The following is a 16,110-nucleotide window of genomic DNA, read 5'->3' as shown; positions in this document are numbered from 1 at the left end:
TTCGCACGCGAAACTCTCAACGCGATTGCAGCCAATCCGACAAATCGCGCAGAAAATCCTCCGTCACGCCCCGGCCGGTCAGAACGACCCGGCCGGGGCGTGACTTTACGTGGATCCCGGCGGACATGCCTTCTTCGGTTTCTACGGCTTCTGACAGGGCTCCCGGTGCGGTTTCAGGACGCAAGCCAGCTTCCAAAATAGCGCGTTCCTGCAAAATGCTTTCCGGCGCGGTTGCTTTCAGCCGATCCCGTAACTGGTGCATCCGATCCGGATTTCCCTGGATTGCCTTGACCAAGGCCAAGCCCAACTTTTCGGGAATCGCCTCGGGAAAGCGCAGGGCATCGCCCAAGGCTTGGTGCAGCGCCACAAAGGACAGGATCTTTGATCGCTTTGGTGCAGGGGCATGCTGGAACAGCACTTTGACCGCTGTTGCCGCACTGTCGAAAACACCCAGACGGGCTGCCTCGTGGGCCAGCCTGCCACGTTCGTAAAAAGACAGGTCGGCGCGGATCTCGTTTTCCTCGACCATGGCTAGATAGGCCTCGGACGCATCGTCGAAGGGGCGTAACAGCGCCTTGACGGCCTCGAAGCGGTTGTCACTGGTCTCGGCATGAAGGGCTGTCAGGGCAGCCAGGCGTCGCGCACCCGAGATCAGGCCATATTGCCCATTGGGCAGGGCCACGACCTCGATGGGCATCTGCTGTCCACGATCACGAATGCTGGCCTTTAGTGAGGCCATTTCCTCAGGGTCGATATGCATCCGGTCGCGCTGAAGATGCGTGGCCTTCACAGAAGGCAACGGCAGATCGAGCACCATCCGGCCGCTGTCGCGGGCTTGGCGCAGTTCGGTCGCCAATTCTTCCAGAGCGGCCTGGGTGGCGGTGTCGGCCGCGATACGGGCCACGGGGGGCATAAGGGCAGAGGCAAAGGGTTCCTCCTCGCCCACCATTTGAAAGGAGCCCAGCCGCTTGCGTTTGGCCATCAATCCATTCCCCTGTTATTTCGCGTGCGAAACTCAGCCATCTTGTCCTGCCAATTCCTCGCGTCGCCAGATGCCTAGCAGCAGCGACTTGAATGCGGCATAAGTGCGATCAAAGGTTTCCCGCCCCCGCGCATAGGTTTCGCGATTGAAGTCTCGGTAATCGGCCTCGTAGATGCCGTGGACCTGTTCGCCCGCCTGGCCGATCAGCGCGGTGAAATCCTGCCGGTGCGGCGACAGGGTAGCACCCAGATAGGATTGGATCAGCCCGGCCAGATCGGCCTGCTGGCCTGCATCGTATCGGGTCATCACCGCACGCACTGCGTCCCATTCGAAATGCAGTTCCTCACGGCCCAGGGCACGGGCAGCGATATTTTCGCTGTCCTCGATGCTGGCGAAGGTGGAATGCAGCATGTCGAAAAATCGTCCGGTGGATTCGAATTCCAGAAAGGACGCCCCGAAAGGCACAAGGACGATATCGGCCGCTGCCAGCCCGTTGATGGTCAGATAACCAAGTGCCGGCGGCGTATCAAGGAAGATCAGGTCATATCGGTCCAGGATATCGTCCGCCGCCAGCGTCTCGGTCAGGGCGTCCCACAGTTTCCACCCCCGCGAGGCCATGCGCCAGACCGGGATCTGGAATTCCGCCCAATACAGGTTCAGCTGCGCGCCGATCAGGTCTATGTTCGGCCAATGCGTCGAACGGATCAGATCGCCCGCCTTGATTTTCAGCGCGTCCGACAGGCTGTCGTCAAGTGCCACCGGCGGGTCGCCCCGGTCAATGCGACGCTGATTGTCGAGGCGCAGGGTTTCAGCATAATGGCGCGCTAGCAGCGGAAACACCGTCTGCCACTCATCCTCGATCTGGGCGCCGAAGATCGAGGACAAGGATCCCTGGCTGTCCAGGTCGATCATCAGGACTTTGTAGCCATCAAGCGCCGCCGACATCGCCAGATGCGCGCAAGTTGAGGTCTTGCCGACGCCGCCCTTGAAATTCGCCACCGCCACGATCTTGGCCGGCAGGCCCTTGGGGCGGTATGGGAGGTATTCCTTGGATTTTGACCCCTCGGCGCCAAAATGCGCGCGCAGGCGCTGCACTTCGTCCAGGGTGAACCATTTGGCGCCTGCCTCGGTCTCGGACCGGCCCTGCGGCAGGTCGGGGTTTTGGCGCAGCACGCGGCGGAAATGCTGGGGTGCCACCGGGATTAGATAGCGGGTGATTTCCCATGTTGAAAACAGCCGCAACTTGCGGATGCCGTTTTCCTCAAGACCTCGGCTCACCAAATCCTGGCGCCCTCGGCGATAGTTTGCGGCAATCCGGGACAATCCTTCAGTACCGGTCGGATCCTCCAGCATCGACAAGGCCCGGTCGGGCGAGATGTTGAAGTAGGGGGGAATGTCCTGGCCGCTCATCGTAATTCTTTCTTATGCAACAGCTTTTACATATCATACCAGAAAACCCGGCACACGTACCTATTTCTGCAACATATTGCTGTTTCCTTGCCAGATATTCCCTTTTCTAAGGCCTTTTGTTGCAATTTCGCCGGTCCAACTTTGTTAGAATCCAGTTAGTATTAAGTTACATACACACTGTTTTTCCGAAATCCCTTGCATCGTATTGATATAATTGCTCTTTTTTCCACTTAGAATGGAATGGTGAATCCGATCCCACGATAATGCGATTCCAGTCCCACGTTGTGATGAATCCGATCCCCCGAAACAATTGCTGCAGCAGGCCTGCCTTGCTGGACGCGCTGGCTGTGGATAACTAGGATGGGTGTCAATGAAACGACGAACCCTGTTCCAGTGGGTGGGATCGCGGAAGTGGGCAGGAATGTCTTTGCGGTCTGTTGAATTGGACCTAGCAAGGATGGAAAGGCACGGGCCATGGCCGTATCATCTCCGACGACTGTGGAGACCGGGACGAGGCTTGTTCAGGATTTCTTCGTTTGTGATTTCTTCGCGGCGGTGCCCAAGCATGACTTGGCCTCGATGGAGCATCCGATCTTTTCGCTGTCCACGCGGCCCGATCGGCGGGTGGTTAGCTATGATCACAACGGCGCCACTCTGACCGTGACGCCCAGCGTCAAGGGACGTGCCACGATCTTTGACGCTGATATCCTAATCTTCTGCATCAGCCAATTAATGGCCGCCTTGAATCAAGGCCGGGCCGTGTCGCGCAAGCTGTCCCTGACCGCCCATGACCTGTTGCAGGCCACCCACCGCGAAACCTCGGGCGATGGATACAAGCGGCTGCGCGATGCCTTTGAACGGCTAGCAGGCACCCGCATCACCACCAACATCGTGACTGGCGAACAGGAAATCACCTCGGGCTTCGGGTTGATCGAGGCTTGGGAAATCGTTCGCAAGACCCGCGCGGGCCGGATGGTCGCCGTCACCATCACCCTGTCGGAATGGTTGTTCAATGCGGTGCTGTCGCGATCAGTGCTGACGCTGAGCCGCGATTATTTTCGCATGCGAAAACCGCTCGAGCGGCGGATCTATGAACTGGCGCGCAAGCATTGCGGGCGTCAGGCAGAATGGACCGTGTCAGTTACCATTCTGGCCAAGAAGACTGGATCGACCAGCCCGGTTCGCGTCTTTCGCGCCATGTTGCGGGAAATGATCCGCGAAAACCGATTGCCCGATTACCTTCTGTTCGAGGAGCCGGGTGACATTCTGCGCGTCACTCCCTGTGCCGCGATGATCGAACCGGGCGAAGGGCCGCATCTGCGCCCCGAAACGCTTGACGAAGCCCGTGCTCTGGTCCCCGGTGCCGATGTCCATGCAATGGCTGCCGAATGGCGGAGCTGGTGGGCGGCGACCGGACGGCCTCGCCTGCGCAGCACGGACCGGGCGTTTGTTGGATGGGTCAGGACGCGGCGGGCCTGAGGGCTGCCAGCGAACTGCGGTCCACCCAACCTGTTTCGTCGTGCGGATCGTCCAGGAAATGGCGTATCAGATCCGGCCATTCCAATCCGACGTGCAGATCTGCAAGCGCCGCCTCGGCGCCGGCCGAAAGCTTTTCATAAAGGGCCGGATCATCGCTCAGTTGCCGGATGGCCCTGGCCAGGGCAGGCGGATCGCCCGCCCGGAAAACCAACCCGCCCACCCCGTCCCTGATCCGGCCACGAAAGGCCGGATGATCGGACAGGACCACGGGCGAGCGGGATGCCAGCCCTTCATAGATAGTGTTCGGAAGCCCTTCGGGATATTCGGGACGCGAAGGCACGATCACAAGGTCATGGGCGGCCATGCTGGCGCGCACCCGGGCATTGGGAACTACCCCCAGCAGGTCGACGTCATCCTCCAATCCCAAGGCGGCAATGCGTGTGGCCCAAGGCTGCGGATCGCCGCCGCCTGCCACCGACAATCGCACCCGCAGTCCTTGGCCGTGCAGGATCGCCAAGGCCTCCAGGCAATCGCCCAGGCCCTTGGCCTCGCTCAAGGCCCCGGCATAAAAGCAGCGTGGCCGGGCGGGATCGGCCATGCCGGTCTTGGCGGCGGTTTCGGGCCGGATTCGGCTCCAGTCCCAGGGGATCACGCGGCTGGGTGGCAGGCCCAGCACTGCAACAGCCGAGCGTGAAGCATTCAGGCTGTGATTGGCCACGCCTGGAATATGCGGACCCTTCAGCAGTCGCCCTAGCTGCCAGACGCGCCATCGGCCGCGCAACCTGCCTGTTGCAAAGATATCGGCGAAACAGGGCAGGGTCGGGATGCGGCGCCTGCGGGCTTCGGCCAGGATCGAGATGAATGGCGATCGCACGATCAGCCGGGCAGGGGTCAGTTGGTCCATCAAGGCCGCGACGCGCTTCGGATTGAGTTTCGCACGCGAAATACCGATTGCTCGCAGGCCGGGGGTCAGAAGCTCGTCATGGGGGCGGGCGCAGATTGCCAAGGTCGTGACGTCGAAATCCTGCGCCAGTCCGGCCACAAACCGCAAGGACGCATATTGGTCGCGATAGGTTTCAGGTGTGCCGGCCGCCATGCGCGCCCAGGCAGCGCCAAAATCGCCGGTCTGCACGATCAGAAGACCGGGTCGAGCCACCGGGTCAACCAAGGTCATAGCCATGACTGCCCAGATCCAGCCCCGTCATTCCCGCCAGGGCGCGATTGCCGGCCGCGAATTCGCCGCGATACCGATCCTCGATCCTCGCCCGCAGCCGCGCCTCGATCCGGCAATCCAGCACCTGCGGCACCGCCCGGTCGAACAAGTGGACCGCGCGGTCCTTGGCCCGCCAAGCCAGCCCTGCATTGCGCCGCAAAGGGCTGCGCCGGACCAGACGGTTCAGGCCGCGATTGAATGCCGCAGCTGCAAGCCCCCGGCCTACATTGTCGCCGCCCGCTGTCTTGGGCGGGACCAATGGCAGGTCCAGAAACCGACCCATCCGGTCGAAATACCCCCCCGGATCGCTGCGTAGCATTTCCTGGGGCAGAACCAGAACCCGATCAGGCCCAAAGGTATCACGGCAGAAACCTACGGCCCGCTCGAAGCGCAGGAAATCGGGGCGCAGCAGCGGGCTGAAGGCCAGTTCCTCGCGCCCGGTGCCGAGGACGTCGGCGGGCGGCGCCGTGCTGCCCTGCTTGGCATATTCGCGCAGCATCGACAGCGCCATGGCGCGCTGTTCGCGAATGGTGATCAGGATCCGCGCTCGCGGAAAGGCTGCGTGCAGCCTGCGCAGGTTGGCAGGCCCGTCATAGCGCTCGGCCAGGGGATCGCCCAAAAGCACCTCCTCGGACCAGATGGGCAGAAGGCCTTCGGCCCGCTGCGGCGCTTCTAATTCGGCGAAACGCGCGGCCAGGGCGGCTGGGTCGAAGACATAATCATCGGCCAGAACCAGCCCGGCCACGACATGACCACGGCTGCGTGGCCCGCCGGCCAGGCCAATGCCAAGATCGGCGCGGTTGAAGACATGGCGTTGCAGAAAGGTGGTGGCGGTTTTGACGTAACCGATGTGAAAAACAGAGTCGCTCATGTCGTCGGATCGTCCAGCACGTATCCCAGGCCAGCCCTGCGGACGGCCGCGTGCAGCGCATCCAGATTGTCGATCTGGCGCTTGTGCGCGGTGCGCGCCAGATCGGCAGTGACCGGTCCCGAGAGCAGGCCCAAGCCCTTGCAGATCCGGTCCACGGCGGGTTGATGGGATGCGGGATTTTCCAGATCGGCGGCATAATCGACAAGCATGTGCGGCAGATCCGCCAGCAATCGGTTTTCGTAATCCAGCATGGCAAGGTTCCAATGCAGCTGATCGACGAACCGGGCCGGATCCAGTAACAGATGCCGCATGGGGGCCGATCCGCCTTTGTGGATATGATATTGGTCGATGACCTGCGCAACCGACAAGGACAGCGATTGGTCATAGGTTCGCCGCCGGACATGGATCAGCCGGAACCCGTCGGCCAGCAAACCCGCCAGAAAGGCGCGGTGATTGGGAATACGCTGCACCTCCATCATCTGATAGGACAACAGCTTGCAGCCCCAGGCACGGCTGGACTTGATCCCCGCCAGGCGGTTCAGGAAACCGCGCGGATTCAGGACCGCGTGATGCAGCACCTCGCCGTCGCAATGGATGCCTTCAACCTGGTTCAACAAGTGATGAAACAGGGTAGTGCCCGAACGAGGCCGCCCCATTAACAGGAATCGCTGCGTGTCATTCCGTCGGATCAGGCTTTTCAGGAACACCCGCGCTTCGAAGGTGTAACCCCTCCATGTGGCGCGGTCGTGATGCCAGCGGCCCAGCACATAGGGATCGCCTATTGGGGCAATGCGATGGATCAGATGGGTGGCTAGGTCGGGTCCGGTCACATGTCCTCCGCCTTCTTGAGCAAGGTCACCGCGAGATTGAAGGACTCCGATCCGTAATCGCGGCAGAATTCAGTGGCGCAAGCCCGCGCCAGCCGGTTGCGAAAGGGGGCGATGCCGGTCTTACGGCCCAAGCCCTCGCTCCAGCTCAGCAGCGGATCGCACAGATAGCCCCAGCGGCGCGTGGCCACCGGAACCAGGGGAGCGAAGGCCTTCGCGATCTCGGGCGCGCTGTAGTGCTTGTGGCCCTTCTGGATGTCGCAAAAGCCGTTGTGGGTGTGCCGGTAAAGGCCCAGGCGCGCCAGGGACCGGTGCAGCGCGGGCTTGACCTGATACGGGTCCAGCCAGGCATAGCGGCCAGCATGGGGAACGCTGACAATCAGCAGCCCGCCAGGTCGTAGTGCCCGAACGCAGGCAGCGGCAAAGGCCGCTTCCTGTTCCAGAGCGACGTGTTCAAAGACATCGGCGCAGATCGCAGCGTCATAGCTGCCCTCGGGGATATCCATGTCCAGGAAATTGCCGCTGCGGATTTCGATCTTGCCGGGTGTTGGGGGGATGATGCGGGGGTTCCAGTCGATGCAGGTGATCCGCTGGGCAAGATCCAAGTAAGGGTAATCCGGCGCCACCCGGCCGCTGCCGATATCCAGCAGGCTGCCGACAGGCCCACCCAGCAGATCGCGGATGACTCCGACCCGCTGCGCGCCGGGGTTTTGCGGCGCAGCGGCGGGGATGGGTTGGAACAGGGACATGACGGGTGGGTCCAAGGCAAGGAACGCTTTGCGGCACTGTCGTTCCTGGATGACCCTTGGTCAAGGTGAACCTTGCCTGCAAAGGGCCGTAATGCATGGCTTGGCGGCAGAGACGTTGAATTCCATTGCCGATCCGCCAAGAGAAGCAGTTACAAGAAGTTACGTCACAGTCCAACCAGCCCCTTTAAGTACCATGCCTTCCTGACCGAGCCCAGAAATCGGGCACGACCTGGCTTGCCTCTCTGCTGGAGCAAAGCCCCGACATCTGCGTCTCGGAGATATAGGCGAAAGTTGGTGACGCTTGATCAGGCGGCGGCTTGACGTTGGCGGAGGCCGTCGCGGAACTCAACCCCCTGGATGATCTCTGGCAGGCGGTTCTGGCCATCCAGTTTGCGCCACTTGTTCTGCGCTGACATCATCAGCTTGAAGGCCATGGCCAGTCCGGTCCTGCGACTGAGGCAACCTTTGGTGCGCTTCGTGCGGTGCCGGACGGTCGCGAAGGTGCTTTCAATTGGGTTCCGATGTCCGGATGTGTTTCCAGTGCTCGGCCGGGTAGTCGTAAAAGGTCAGCAACGCCTCGCGATCCTTGACCAGCTTGGCAACGGCCTTGTCGTATTTGACCCTGTAGGTTTCGACGAAGAAGTCGAAGGCGGCGCCGGCCTCGGCCTTGGTTTCCGCCTGCCAGATGTCGTGGAGATGGCTCTTGGCCTTGTCCTGCAGCGATTTCGGCAGCGCGTTGAGCACATTCATTGTCTTGTGGACCCAACACCGCTGCTCGCGCGTGGTGGCGAAGACCTCGCGCAGGGCGGTCCAGAACCCGAGCGCGCCGTCGCCGATGGCCAGCTTGGGATCCTGCTTCAGGCCTCGGCGCCGGAGATCGAGCAAGAGCTCACGCCAGCTTTCAGCGCTTTCGCGGAAGCCGTCGATCATCGCCAGAAGCTCCTTGTGGCCATATTCATCAGCCCCGACGATCACCAGAACGCATTGCTTTTCCTCAGCCATGCGCGGTTTGAAATACACCCCGTCAGCCCAGATGTAGAGAAAGCGCCGATGGCTCAGGTCGCGCTTTTGCCAGGCCTCATAGTCGTTCCACCAGTCTGCCTTCAGCCGCGTGATCGTCTTGGCGGAAAGCCCGGGGGCGTTCGGGCCCAGCAGTGCCGCCAGCGCTTCGGTGAAATCACCCGTGCTGACCCCCTTGAGGTAAAGCCAGGGCAGCAGCTCCTCGACCGATTTCGCCTTGCGCAGGTATCGCGGCAGGATGGAGGGCGTGAAGGTGATCTTGTCCTCACCGGGCTTGCGATCTCGGACCCGCGGCACCTTCACCGGCACCGGACCGATCCCGGTCATCACCTCGCGTTCGGGTAAGTGTCCATGGCGCACCAGGCGCGCACGCCCATCCTCAAGCTTTTCCTTGGAAAAGGCGGCCATGAGCGTGGCCAACTCGGCATGGATCGCCTGTTCGATCAGCTTGCGCGCGCCATTGCGGAGGACGTCGGTGAATGCATCGGCGCTAAATCCCGATAGATCGGGGAGTTGGGTGATGGTATTCTGCGGCATGTGGCATATCCCTTTCTCGGCTGAGAATTGACGGCGCGTGAACACCGCCATGATATGCCGCCCCTCAGGGCATCACCAACTTTCGCTCATTACTCTGCGTCTCGGACCCCAAGGATCCGCAGTTCTTCACCCACCAGTTTGATCAGGCGAAGGGTTCTATCGCAGTTGCCCCCTGCCTGACGCGCCGGTGCTGCTCGATGCCTCGACCACTACAGCTTTCTGCGCCCCTAGCCGTGGGATGAACAATCCCGATGCGCCAGGATTGCTGGATCCGGTGTCGCAGTGCATTGCTGAATTGGCTTCCGGGGCTTGCTTTACTATATCCTGCATGACTTGGTGGGATGGGCCGCCTCGGCTTATCACCACGAGACGCGAATGAAGCCTGCCCCCAAAGGACCGGTGTCGATGCTGGACTGTTATCAGCCGATGCTGGGCTGATCAGCCGTTCCGCCGATCAAATCGAACGCTATTTCGAGATGCCTCCACATAAACGGTTCATGTTTGTAAGCGGGAAGGAAACCCTTTGAGTTAATGGCATGCCGGGTCTGGGATAAAGTGCGGGTTGATCTGATCACCGCTATCTCCTGTCTACGCCTAGGCCTGCAACTGGTGGTTTGCAATTGGTCGAGGCGATTGTCGAGCAGCTGGACGGTGCGCCGGTCGGCGAGCGTCGCCGGTGGTCAGATGAGTTCAAGACAAAGGCGGTCACTGGGGCTGTTGAAGAAGTCCTATGGAACGCTGCCGATGCCGTACGCCCTCGGGTGGAGCAGTGAGGCCGCAAACCTCCTTTGCGGGTAGCGCAGGAGGGTGAAAGAGAGTGAGAACAGCTCTTCCTGGCGGCTGACGGCCAAGAAATGCAGTAAATACGCAAGGAATGCTGCCGCCAACCGCTTCAGGTTCACAGCCGCGGCGGTGAGGAAGGCTTGGATGCGCATATTCTCGAGCCCGCGCCGCACCGCACGGGCGAGGCCATGCCAGGTCTTTGCCTCGCCGTGGAAACCCTTCCGAGCGCCAGCGGTGACGCCGATAGAGCCGGTTCGCTTTCTCGCCCCACCGCTCCCGCCGCCGACGCACCCGCAGCAGGGCCGGATAGTCATGAACGATCACGACCGCCCGGGTCTTTCGCGACGGTGAAAGACACAGAGCCGCGAGATCGCACCTTGCACAGTCACGCACCCTGGTGACGAAGAACCTGCCATGACTGATCCTGGTCTTCGTTGGCCGAAGGATTTTGCCGCGCGGGCATTTTACGAGATCATGGCGCGCATCGAACTTGAACCGGCGGAGCGGGACCTTGCTTCTGATCGGTTCGGCCTTGGTCGGTATGATGGCATCGATCCCGCGCGCCTCTAATCCGCCGAACACTTTGGCGTAGGCATAGCCCGCATCTGCTGTTGCCACCCCGATGGGTTCTCCCAGGGTCGCGGCAGCCGTATCGAGGCTGTCAAGGATGTGGTCGCCCTCGTTCGCCTCGCCGGTCGTGACCTCCACCTCGACAATGTCCCCGCAGAGATCGTCGACCACGCCATGCTGCTTGTAGCATGGCTCGAGACGCCGGTTGCGCCCGCTGGTCGCCATGCTGGCGTCAGGATCGGTGACGCAGACCTTCTTGTAGCGCCCGGTCTTCTTCGAGTTCCGGACCTGGAGATCGGCCTCCGTGTCCTCCGGCACATCACCATTCGCGTCGGACATGGCACCAACATGGCGAACCGCGAGGCTTTCCCAGCTGACATCGGCTCGGATCAGAGAGGCGTCGACATGCACGACCTCGCCCTTGGCGATCCCGGCTGCCACACAACTCTGAACCGTCCGCTCAAAGATGCGCCGAAACCGCTCGGCGCCCCAGCGTTGTCGAATACGGGTCAGCGAAGAATGATCCGGGAGCCGCTCTTGGAGGCCATAGCCCGCAAACCAGCGGATCGCGAGATTGACCTGTGCCTCTCGCATGAGACGCCGGTCATGGACGATCCCAAGAAGAAAGCCAGCCAGCATGAGACGCACGGCGGCCTCCGGCGCAACACCCGGACGACCAGTTCCGACGGCATAAAGATCAGCAACATCTTCGGCCAGCCAGCCGAGATCGAGCACCCGGTCGACGCGGGCAAGGACATGATCATCCGGCACAAGGTCACGCAGCGACCCGCAGACGAAAAACTCGAGCTGATCCCGGTTCTGATGACCAATCATTCTGGCCCCTGCGACAAAATCCTGAAGCTATGGAATCAGCAAAGCGACGGTTTTTCAACAGCCCCTCACTGCAGCTTTGGAGCCAGGCGACAATGTTTCCGCGCTGGCTCGCCGTTTGGGGATTTCGCCGTCGCAGCTGTTCGGCTGGCGCCAGGATATACCCAGGACGCCCGAAATCATGTAGCAAATCGACAACACCGTTATCGCCTTGAATGATCGGGGGCAGGGCCAGAAAGTCCTGGGGAAAGCGCAACAGCATAGTCTATCTCGACACAAAAGTAATTATAAACAGATATTTGGTCTATACTATCAGCATTTATCAAAGACCAGATCTTGGGCAATCCGGGCATAAACAGCCTTCCCAAAGGATGCGCGGACCGCTTTACTCAGGCGCGGCTTCCCGGCAAGGTGTGCCCGATTTGCATTTACCCATGCTGGCGGACCCATGCCCGACCCCGAGGCGCGCCCGCGCATTGCCTATCTGACCGGACAATATCCCGCCGTCTCGCACACCTTTATCCTGCGGGAAATCCTAGCCTTGCGGGCCATGGGCTTTCCGGTCGAAACCTGTTCGGTCCGCGCCTCCGGTTCCGAGCATCAACGCGGTCCCGACGAACAACAGGCCGCCGCAACCAGCTTCTATATCCAGCCCTCGACCTGCTCGCCCCGCCATCTCGCCCGGACTGCCCGGCTGGCCCTCGGCCGGCCCAGGGCCTTGGGCCGGATGCTGCGCCAAGCATGGCGGATCCGCCCGCCGGGGCTGCGGGGACTGGCCTGGCACCTGTTCTATGCGGCCGAGGCCTTGCTGCTGGCGGCCCATCTGGACGGGCGCGGCGTCGCGCGGCTGCACAACCATTTCGCAGGGGCCAGTGCCTCGGTTTCCCTGCTGGCGGCGACATTTCTGGACATTCCCTTCAGCTTCACCCTGCACGGCCCCGCCGATCTGGTCGAGGCGCACCAGGCCCGGCTGGACCGCAAGATCGCCGCGGCGGATTTCGTCGCCTGCATCAGCCATTTCGCCCGCAGCCAGGCGATGATCCATGCCGATCCCGTTCATTGGGCGAAACTGCGCATCGTCCATTGCGCTGTCGATCCGGCCCGTTATGGGCGCCCTACTGCGGACGAGGGTCCGCAGGAACCGGTTCGGCTGGTCTTCGTGGGTCGCCTAGCCCCGGTGAAGGGCGTGCGGGTGCTGCTCGAGGCGTTTGAACAGGCCAGCGCCCGGGGAACCGATCTGCGCCTGACCGTGATCGGCGACGGCCCGGACCGCGCCGCGCTTCAGGCCATGGCGGCTGGCCTGGGCAACGGGGTGCGCTTTACCGGATACCAGTCCCAGGACGAGGTGGCAGCCCATCTGGCCGAAAGCGACATCTTCGTGCTGGCAAGCTTTGCAGAAGGCGTGCCGGTGGTGCTGATGGAGGCGATGGCAAGCGGCCTTCCGGTCATCGCCACCCGCATCGCGGGCATCCCCGAACTGGTGGACGATGGCGAAAGCGGGTTTATCGTGGCGCCGGGCAACCCCGCCGCATTGGCGGATGCGATCCTGTGCCTGGCCGCAGATCCGGCGCAACGCCAGCGGATGGGCCGGGTCGGCCGCGCCACTGTGGCCCGGCATTTTGCCCTGCGGACCGAGGCCGCGCGATTGGGGCGGCTGTTTACCGAAGGACCGAGCAGCGATTTGCGCCCCTATCCCCTGGAGGATGCGCCTAATCCTTTGATAGGTCCAACCCCCATTCCGACAGATCCAGCCCGGTCAGCCGGGTAAGTTCGGGAATCTGGGTGGCGAAACGGCATGACAGCAGGGCGCGTGTTTCGGGCAGCATCGCCGGAGGTTCGTGCGGTTTTTCGCCTTGGAGCGCCCGCGCCAGCACACGTTCGCGCAGCCGCTGCCGCAGGCGTGCGGGCAGCATCCCACGCAATTTCCACAATGCCCCGGCTTCCTGACGGAATGCATCCAGGGCTAGCTGTTCTCCCAGCCGGTGGAAATGGTCGCGCGACACATTGCGCCGCCCGGACCCGGCGGGATGGTCCATGGTCTGCGGCAAGCCTAGGAAATCGCAAACCTGCGCCATCACCGCGTCGCGGTCGCGGCGGAAATCCTCGAACTTCAGGAACAGCATCCGGTCGCGCGGGACATGCGCCAAATAGGCATTGATTTGGGCCGGGTAGTCGCTGCCCGCCAGGCACAGTTCGGGCGTGTCGGGAAAATGCGCGTTGAAGGGGGCCAAGGCCTTGGCGCGCGGCGCGGCGCGCGCATGGCATTCGGGCAGAATGAAGTCCTCGAACCGGCGATGAACGACATGATCGCCGGTGGCGTTCTGATAATTCTTCACCAGCTGGACATAAAAGGAATAGGCCCGCTCGACAGGCTGGCGCAGCACATAGATGAAGCGCGCCTGCGGCACATGGCGGGCGATCCGCGCGGCCGTGTCGGGAAAGAGCGGTGATAGCGAATAAAGGGTCGATCCTTCGCCGGTCAGCTGATCGGGGCGGGCTGGTTCGAAAAGCCAAGCATAGTTTTCAATTCCTTCGCCATAAAGATCGTCGCGGGCAAAGAATTCGGGTTCCTTGCGATCGGGCAGGAAAACGCCCGGATGATGGATCAGCATGTCGTAAAGACTGGTGGTTCCGGCCTTGGCGGCCCCGATGATGAAGAAATCTGGCAGTCGCAATCGTGTTTTTCCCTGTCTGGCCCTTGCCATCCGTCGTTCCGTGCCCATCCATCTGGCCTGATGCGAGGGCTGCAAAAAGGGACAAGCACGATGTTATCGCAGGCGCAAGAACCGACTTTCGTACTGGGCATAGGCGCACAAAAAGCCGGCACGACTTGGCTTCATGCCTACTTGTCCCATTTTGACGACGTGGATTTCGGACCGATCAAGGAATATCACGTCTGGGATGGGCTGTCGGTGCCGGAATTCAGCGAATTTAACACAAGGACAGTGCGCATCACTCCACATCGACGGTTGCGACATCTGTGGCGTGGCCTGACCGGGCGCCCGCAAGAGGAAATTTTTCTGCGCCGCCGCCTGCAAGCCGATCCCGATCGTTATTTCGATTTCTTTGCAGGTCTTCTGGCGCAGGATGGCATCCGCATGACTGGCGACATCACCCCGTCCTACAGCGCGCTGCCGGTTCCGGCGCTGCGTGCGATCCGCGACGGCTTTGCTTGCTGTGGCATTCGGGTCCGCACCGTTTTCCTGATGCGCGATCCGGTGGAACGCTGCCTGTCGGCGATCCGCATGTACAAGCGTGGGGGCAGGTCGCGCCACGGCGTCGATGTCGCCCTGCCCGACGATCAGATGCTGCTGCACTATCTGGAAACAGACCAAGCCTTGCTGCGGACCGATTATCCCGCGACGCTGGCCCGGCTGGAAGCGGTGTTCGGCCCTGACGAAATACTGACCGGCTTTTACGAATCCATGTTCGAGCCGGATTTCTTTATGCAACTGAATCGCTTCTTCGGCTGCACCCCCGATCCCGATTTCATCGCGCGCCGCTTCAACAGCACCGAACGCGGCGCCGACATCCCCGATGAACTGCGGGCCAGGGCAGCCGGGCTTCTGCGGCCGATCTATCTGTCTTGCGCCGAACGGTTCCCCGAAGCGCGCAGACTTTGGGCACATTCCCTTGCCAGTTTGTGAACGGTACGGGGTTGGCGCCATAATCCCAGGACCGAGCCGCGCAAGGCCTTGCTTTGGCTGACCAGCAGATGCAGCCCGATGCCGCTTGCAATGCCCGCTGCATAGTTCAAGGGCACCGAGGTCAGACCCATACTATAAAGTGCCTCGCGCACCGAGGCGGTGCCCAGCACGTGATAAAGATAGATTGTGAAGGACGGCGGGCCGATCCAAGACAGCGCTGCGATCCGTGGCATCGCTAGCACCGCCAGCAGGCAGACCGCCAGCCCCACGGCCAGTGATTGCAGGTCGCGCCGGTTCTCCGACAATTCGCCCCGCACAGCCAGTTGGTCAAGGTTCCAGATCGTGCCTGCGACAATGGCGGCCAAGCAAAGGAGCATCAGCGCCCGGCGATGCCGGATTATCCAGTCGCGATGACGCAGAACGGCCAGGCCCAGAAGATAAAAGGGAAACAACAGCACAGCCGAATTGACCGAAAACAGGGCGGTGGGAAAACGGGCCACAGGAAAATCGCGCAGGCCATCCCCAAAAGCAGGGGCGTTCCGCGATTGCCGGTTCCGATCTCGATCAGTCCATGGAGCAGGAAGATCAGCAGGATCGCCTGCAGGAACCAGTAATGGGCATATGGAAAGACAAAGATCCGGCACAGATCGCCTGCCCCTACGGCAAAGCTTTCCCTGCCGGCCATTGTGGACAGGAAAGCGAAGATCAGCATGGCAATGCTGCCAGGAACGGCCAGGCGCTTGAACTTTCCCGAAACGAAGCTGCCGTATTGGCCCAGCTGGATCGGGCGCAATCCATACACATAGCCTGCGATGAAGGCGAACAACGGCATGCGCAGGTCGATCAGCAGATCGGCGAAAACCCGCAGCGGATGGGGATAATCCAGCTGCAGCCCCGCGTCGGAAGTTGCGCCAATAACGTGAAAGCTGACCAGAAGCAGCACTGCCAGACCACGCATGGTCTCGATGGGATCCTGCAGCGGCGGGCGGGACGAAAAGGCCGGCGAAACGCTTTGCCGGGCCGGCTTCGGATGGGCAGGCAAAGGGGAAAGGAGCGGTTTCACAGTCTTGTTTCGGTATCGGGTCCAGAATCGGCGGCGGCCCTCCGAGAGTACTGGAAATTCCCTCGCCGGGCAGCATTTGTCGGGGAATGACCGGCCCCCGTAGGGACCGGAAACACGTGCCCGGAACC

The 16,110-nt window shown here is 61.7% G+C and carries 14 protein-coding genes and 2 pseudogenes; 5 read left to right on the top strand and 11 right to left on the bottom strand.

Annotated elements, in window-relative coordinates; genetic code table 11:
* Positions 1-16: 16 nt before the first annotated feature.
* Together Q5701_RS15010 and Q5701_RS15005 are read right to left on the bottom strand one after the other, a co-directional pair.
* Entirely contained in the window at positions 17-982 is a 966-nt protein-coding gene (locus tag Q5701_RS15010; protein WP_306751808.1) for a ParB/RepB/Spo0J family partition protein, read from the bottom strand.
* 33 nt (positions 983-1,015) lie between these two features.
* Complete coding sequence (locus Q5701_RS15005; protein ID WP_306751807.1) at positions 1,016-2,392, bottom strand: AAA family ATPase; 1,377 nt, start codon at positions 2,390-2,392, stop codon at positions 1,016-1,018.
* A 474-nt stretch (positions 2,393-2,866) separates the two neighbouring features.
* On the opposite strand from Q5701_RS15005, the gene Q5701_RS15000 reads away from it, so the two are divergent.
* Positions 2,867-3,871 (top strand): replication initiator protein A, encoded by a 1,005-nt coding sequence (locus Q5701_RS15000; protein ID WP_306751806.1) that lies wholly within the window; start codon positions 2,867-2,869, stop codon positions 3,869-3,871.
* Here Q5701_RS15000 and Q5701_RS14995 read toward each other — a convergent pair.
* From Q5701_RS14995 to Q5701_RS14975, 5 genes and pseudogenes are all read right to left on the bottom strand, one after another.
* Entirely contained in the window at positions 3,852-5,045 is a 1,194-nt protein-coding gene (locus tag Q5701_RS14995; protein ID WP_306751805.1) for a glycosyltransferase family 4 protein, read from the bottom strand. The two genes, Q5701_RS15000 and Q5701_RS14995, sit on opposite strands and share 20 nt — an antisense overlap.
* Positions 5,032-5,955, bottom strand: coding sequence for a sulfotransferase (locus Q5701_RS14990; RefSeq protein WP_306751803.1), 924 nt, complete (start codon positions 5,953-5,955; stop codon positions 5,032-5,034). Before Q5701_RS14990 ends, Q5701_RS14995 begins: the two co-directional genes overlap by 14 nt.
* Positions 5,952-6,785 (bottom strand): sulfotransferase family protein, encoded by an 834-nt coding sequence (locus Q5701_RS14985; RefSeq protein ID WP_306751802.1) that lies wholly within the window; start codon positions 6,783-6,785, stop codon positions 5,952-5,954. The genes Q5701_RS14990 and Q5701_RS14985 overlap by 4 nt, the downstream gene beginning before the upstream one ends.
* Positions 6,782-7,531 carry a class I SAM-dependent methyltransferase gene (locus Q5701_RS14980; RefSeq protein WP_306751801.1) on the bottom strand — a complete coding sequence of 250 codons (750 nt, stop codon included), beginning with the start codon at positions 7,529-7,531 and terminating at the stop codon, positions 6,782-6,784. The genes Q5701_RS14985 and Q5701_RS14980 overlap by 4 nt, the downstream gene beginning before the upstream one ends.
* 305 nt (positions 7,532-7,836) lie before the next feature.
* Positions 7,837-9,088, bottom strand: a pseudogene (locus Q5701_RS14975) (IS256 family transposase).
* Between the two features lie 309 nt (positions 9,089-9,397).
* On the opposite strand from Q5701_RS14975, the gene Q5701_RS14970 reads away from it, so the two are divergent.
* Complete coding sequence (locus Q5701_RS14970) at positions 9,398-9,526, top strand: hypothetical protein (protein ID WP_306751800.1); 129 nt, start codon at positions 9,398-9,400, stop codon at positions 9,524-9,526.
* Positions 9,527-9,930: 404 nt separating this feature from the next.
* Here the strand turns inward: Q5701_RS14970 and Q5701_RS14965 are convergent.
* Positions 9,931-11,275: pseudogene (locus Q5701_RS14965) on the bottom strand (transposase); the annotation flags it as partial.
* Positions 11,276-11,351: 76 nt separating this feature from the next.
* Here Q5701_RS14965 and Q5701_RS22895 point away from each other — a divergent pair.
* On the top strand, positions 11,352-11,459 hold the full coding sequence (locus tag Q5701_RS22895) for a transposase (RefSeq protein ID WP_373568556.1): 108 nt from the start codon (positions 11,352-11,354) through the stop codon (positions 11,457-11,459).
* Positions 11,460-11,720: 261 nt separating this feature from the next.
* Positions 11,721-13,040: a glycosyltransferase family 4 protein gene (locus Q5701_RS14960; RefSeq protein ID WP_306751799.1), complete on the top strand. Its 1,320-nt coding sequence runs from the start codon at positions 11,721-11,723 to the stop codon at positions 13,038-13,040.
* Here Q5701_RS14960 and Q5701_RS14955 read toward each other — a convergent pair.
* Positions 12,982-13,947 (bottom strand): sulfotransferase family protein, encoded by a 966-nt coding sequence (locus tag Q5701_RS14955; protein WP_306751798.1) that lies wholly within the window; start codon positions 13,945-13,947, stop codon positions 12,982-12,984. The genes Q5701_RS14960 and Q5701_RS14955 overlap by 59 nt on opposite strands.
* A 171-nt stretch (positions 13,948-14,118) precedes the next feature.
* Here Q5701_RS14955 and Q5701_RS14950 point away from each other — a divergent pair, with 171 nt between their 5' ends.
* Complete coding sequence (locus Q5701_RS14950; protein ID WP_306751796.1) at positions 14,119-14,919, top strand: hypothetical protein; 801 nt, start codon at positions 14,119-14,121, stop codon at positions 14,917-14,919.
* Here the strand turns inward: Q5701_RS14950 and Q5701_RS14945 are convergent.
* The gene (locus Q5701_RS14945) at positions 14,850-15,296 is read right to left on the bottom strand and encodes a hypothetical protein (protein WP_306751795.1); all 447 of its coding nucleotides are present in this window, start codon (positions 15,294-15,296) and stop codon (positions 14,850-14,852) included. The genes Q5701_RS14950 and Q5701_RS14945 overlap by 70 nt on opposite strands.
* Before the next feature lie 20 nt (positions 15,297-15,316).
* Positions 15,317-15,877: an acyltransferase family protein gene (locus Q5701_RS14940; protein WP_306751793.1), complete on the bottom strand. Its 561-nt coding sequence runs from the start codon at positions 15,875-15,877 to the stop codon at positions 15,317-15,319.
* Positions 15,878-16,110 lie beyond the last annotated feature (233 nt).

Origin of the sequence: Paracoccus actinidiae (genome assembly GCF_030863885.1) — a bacterium.
Classification (GTDB): domain Bacteria; phylum Pseudomonadota; class Alphaproteobacteria; order Rhodobacterales; family Rhodobacteraceae; genus Paracoccus; species Paracoccus everestensis.
Note: the sequence above shows the minus strand (reverse complement) of the source record. Positions and strands in the feature narration are given on the sequence as shown.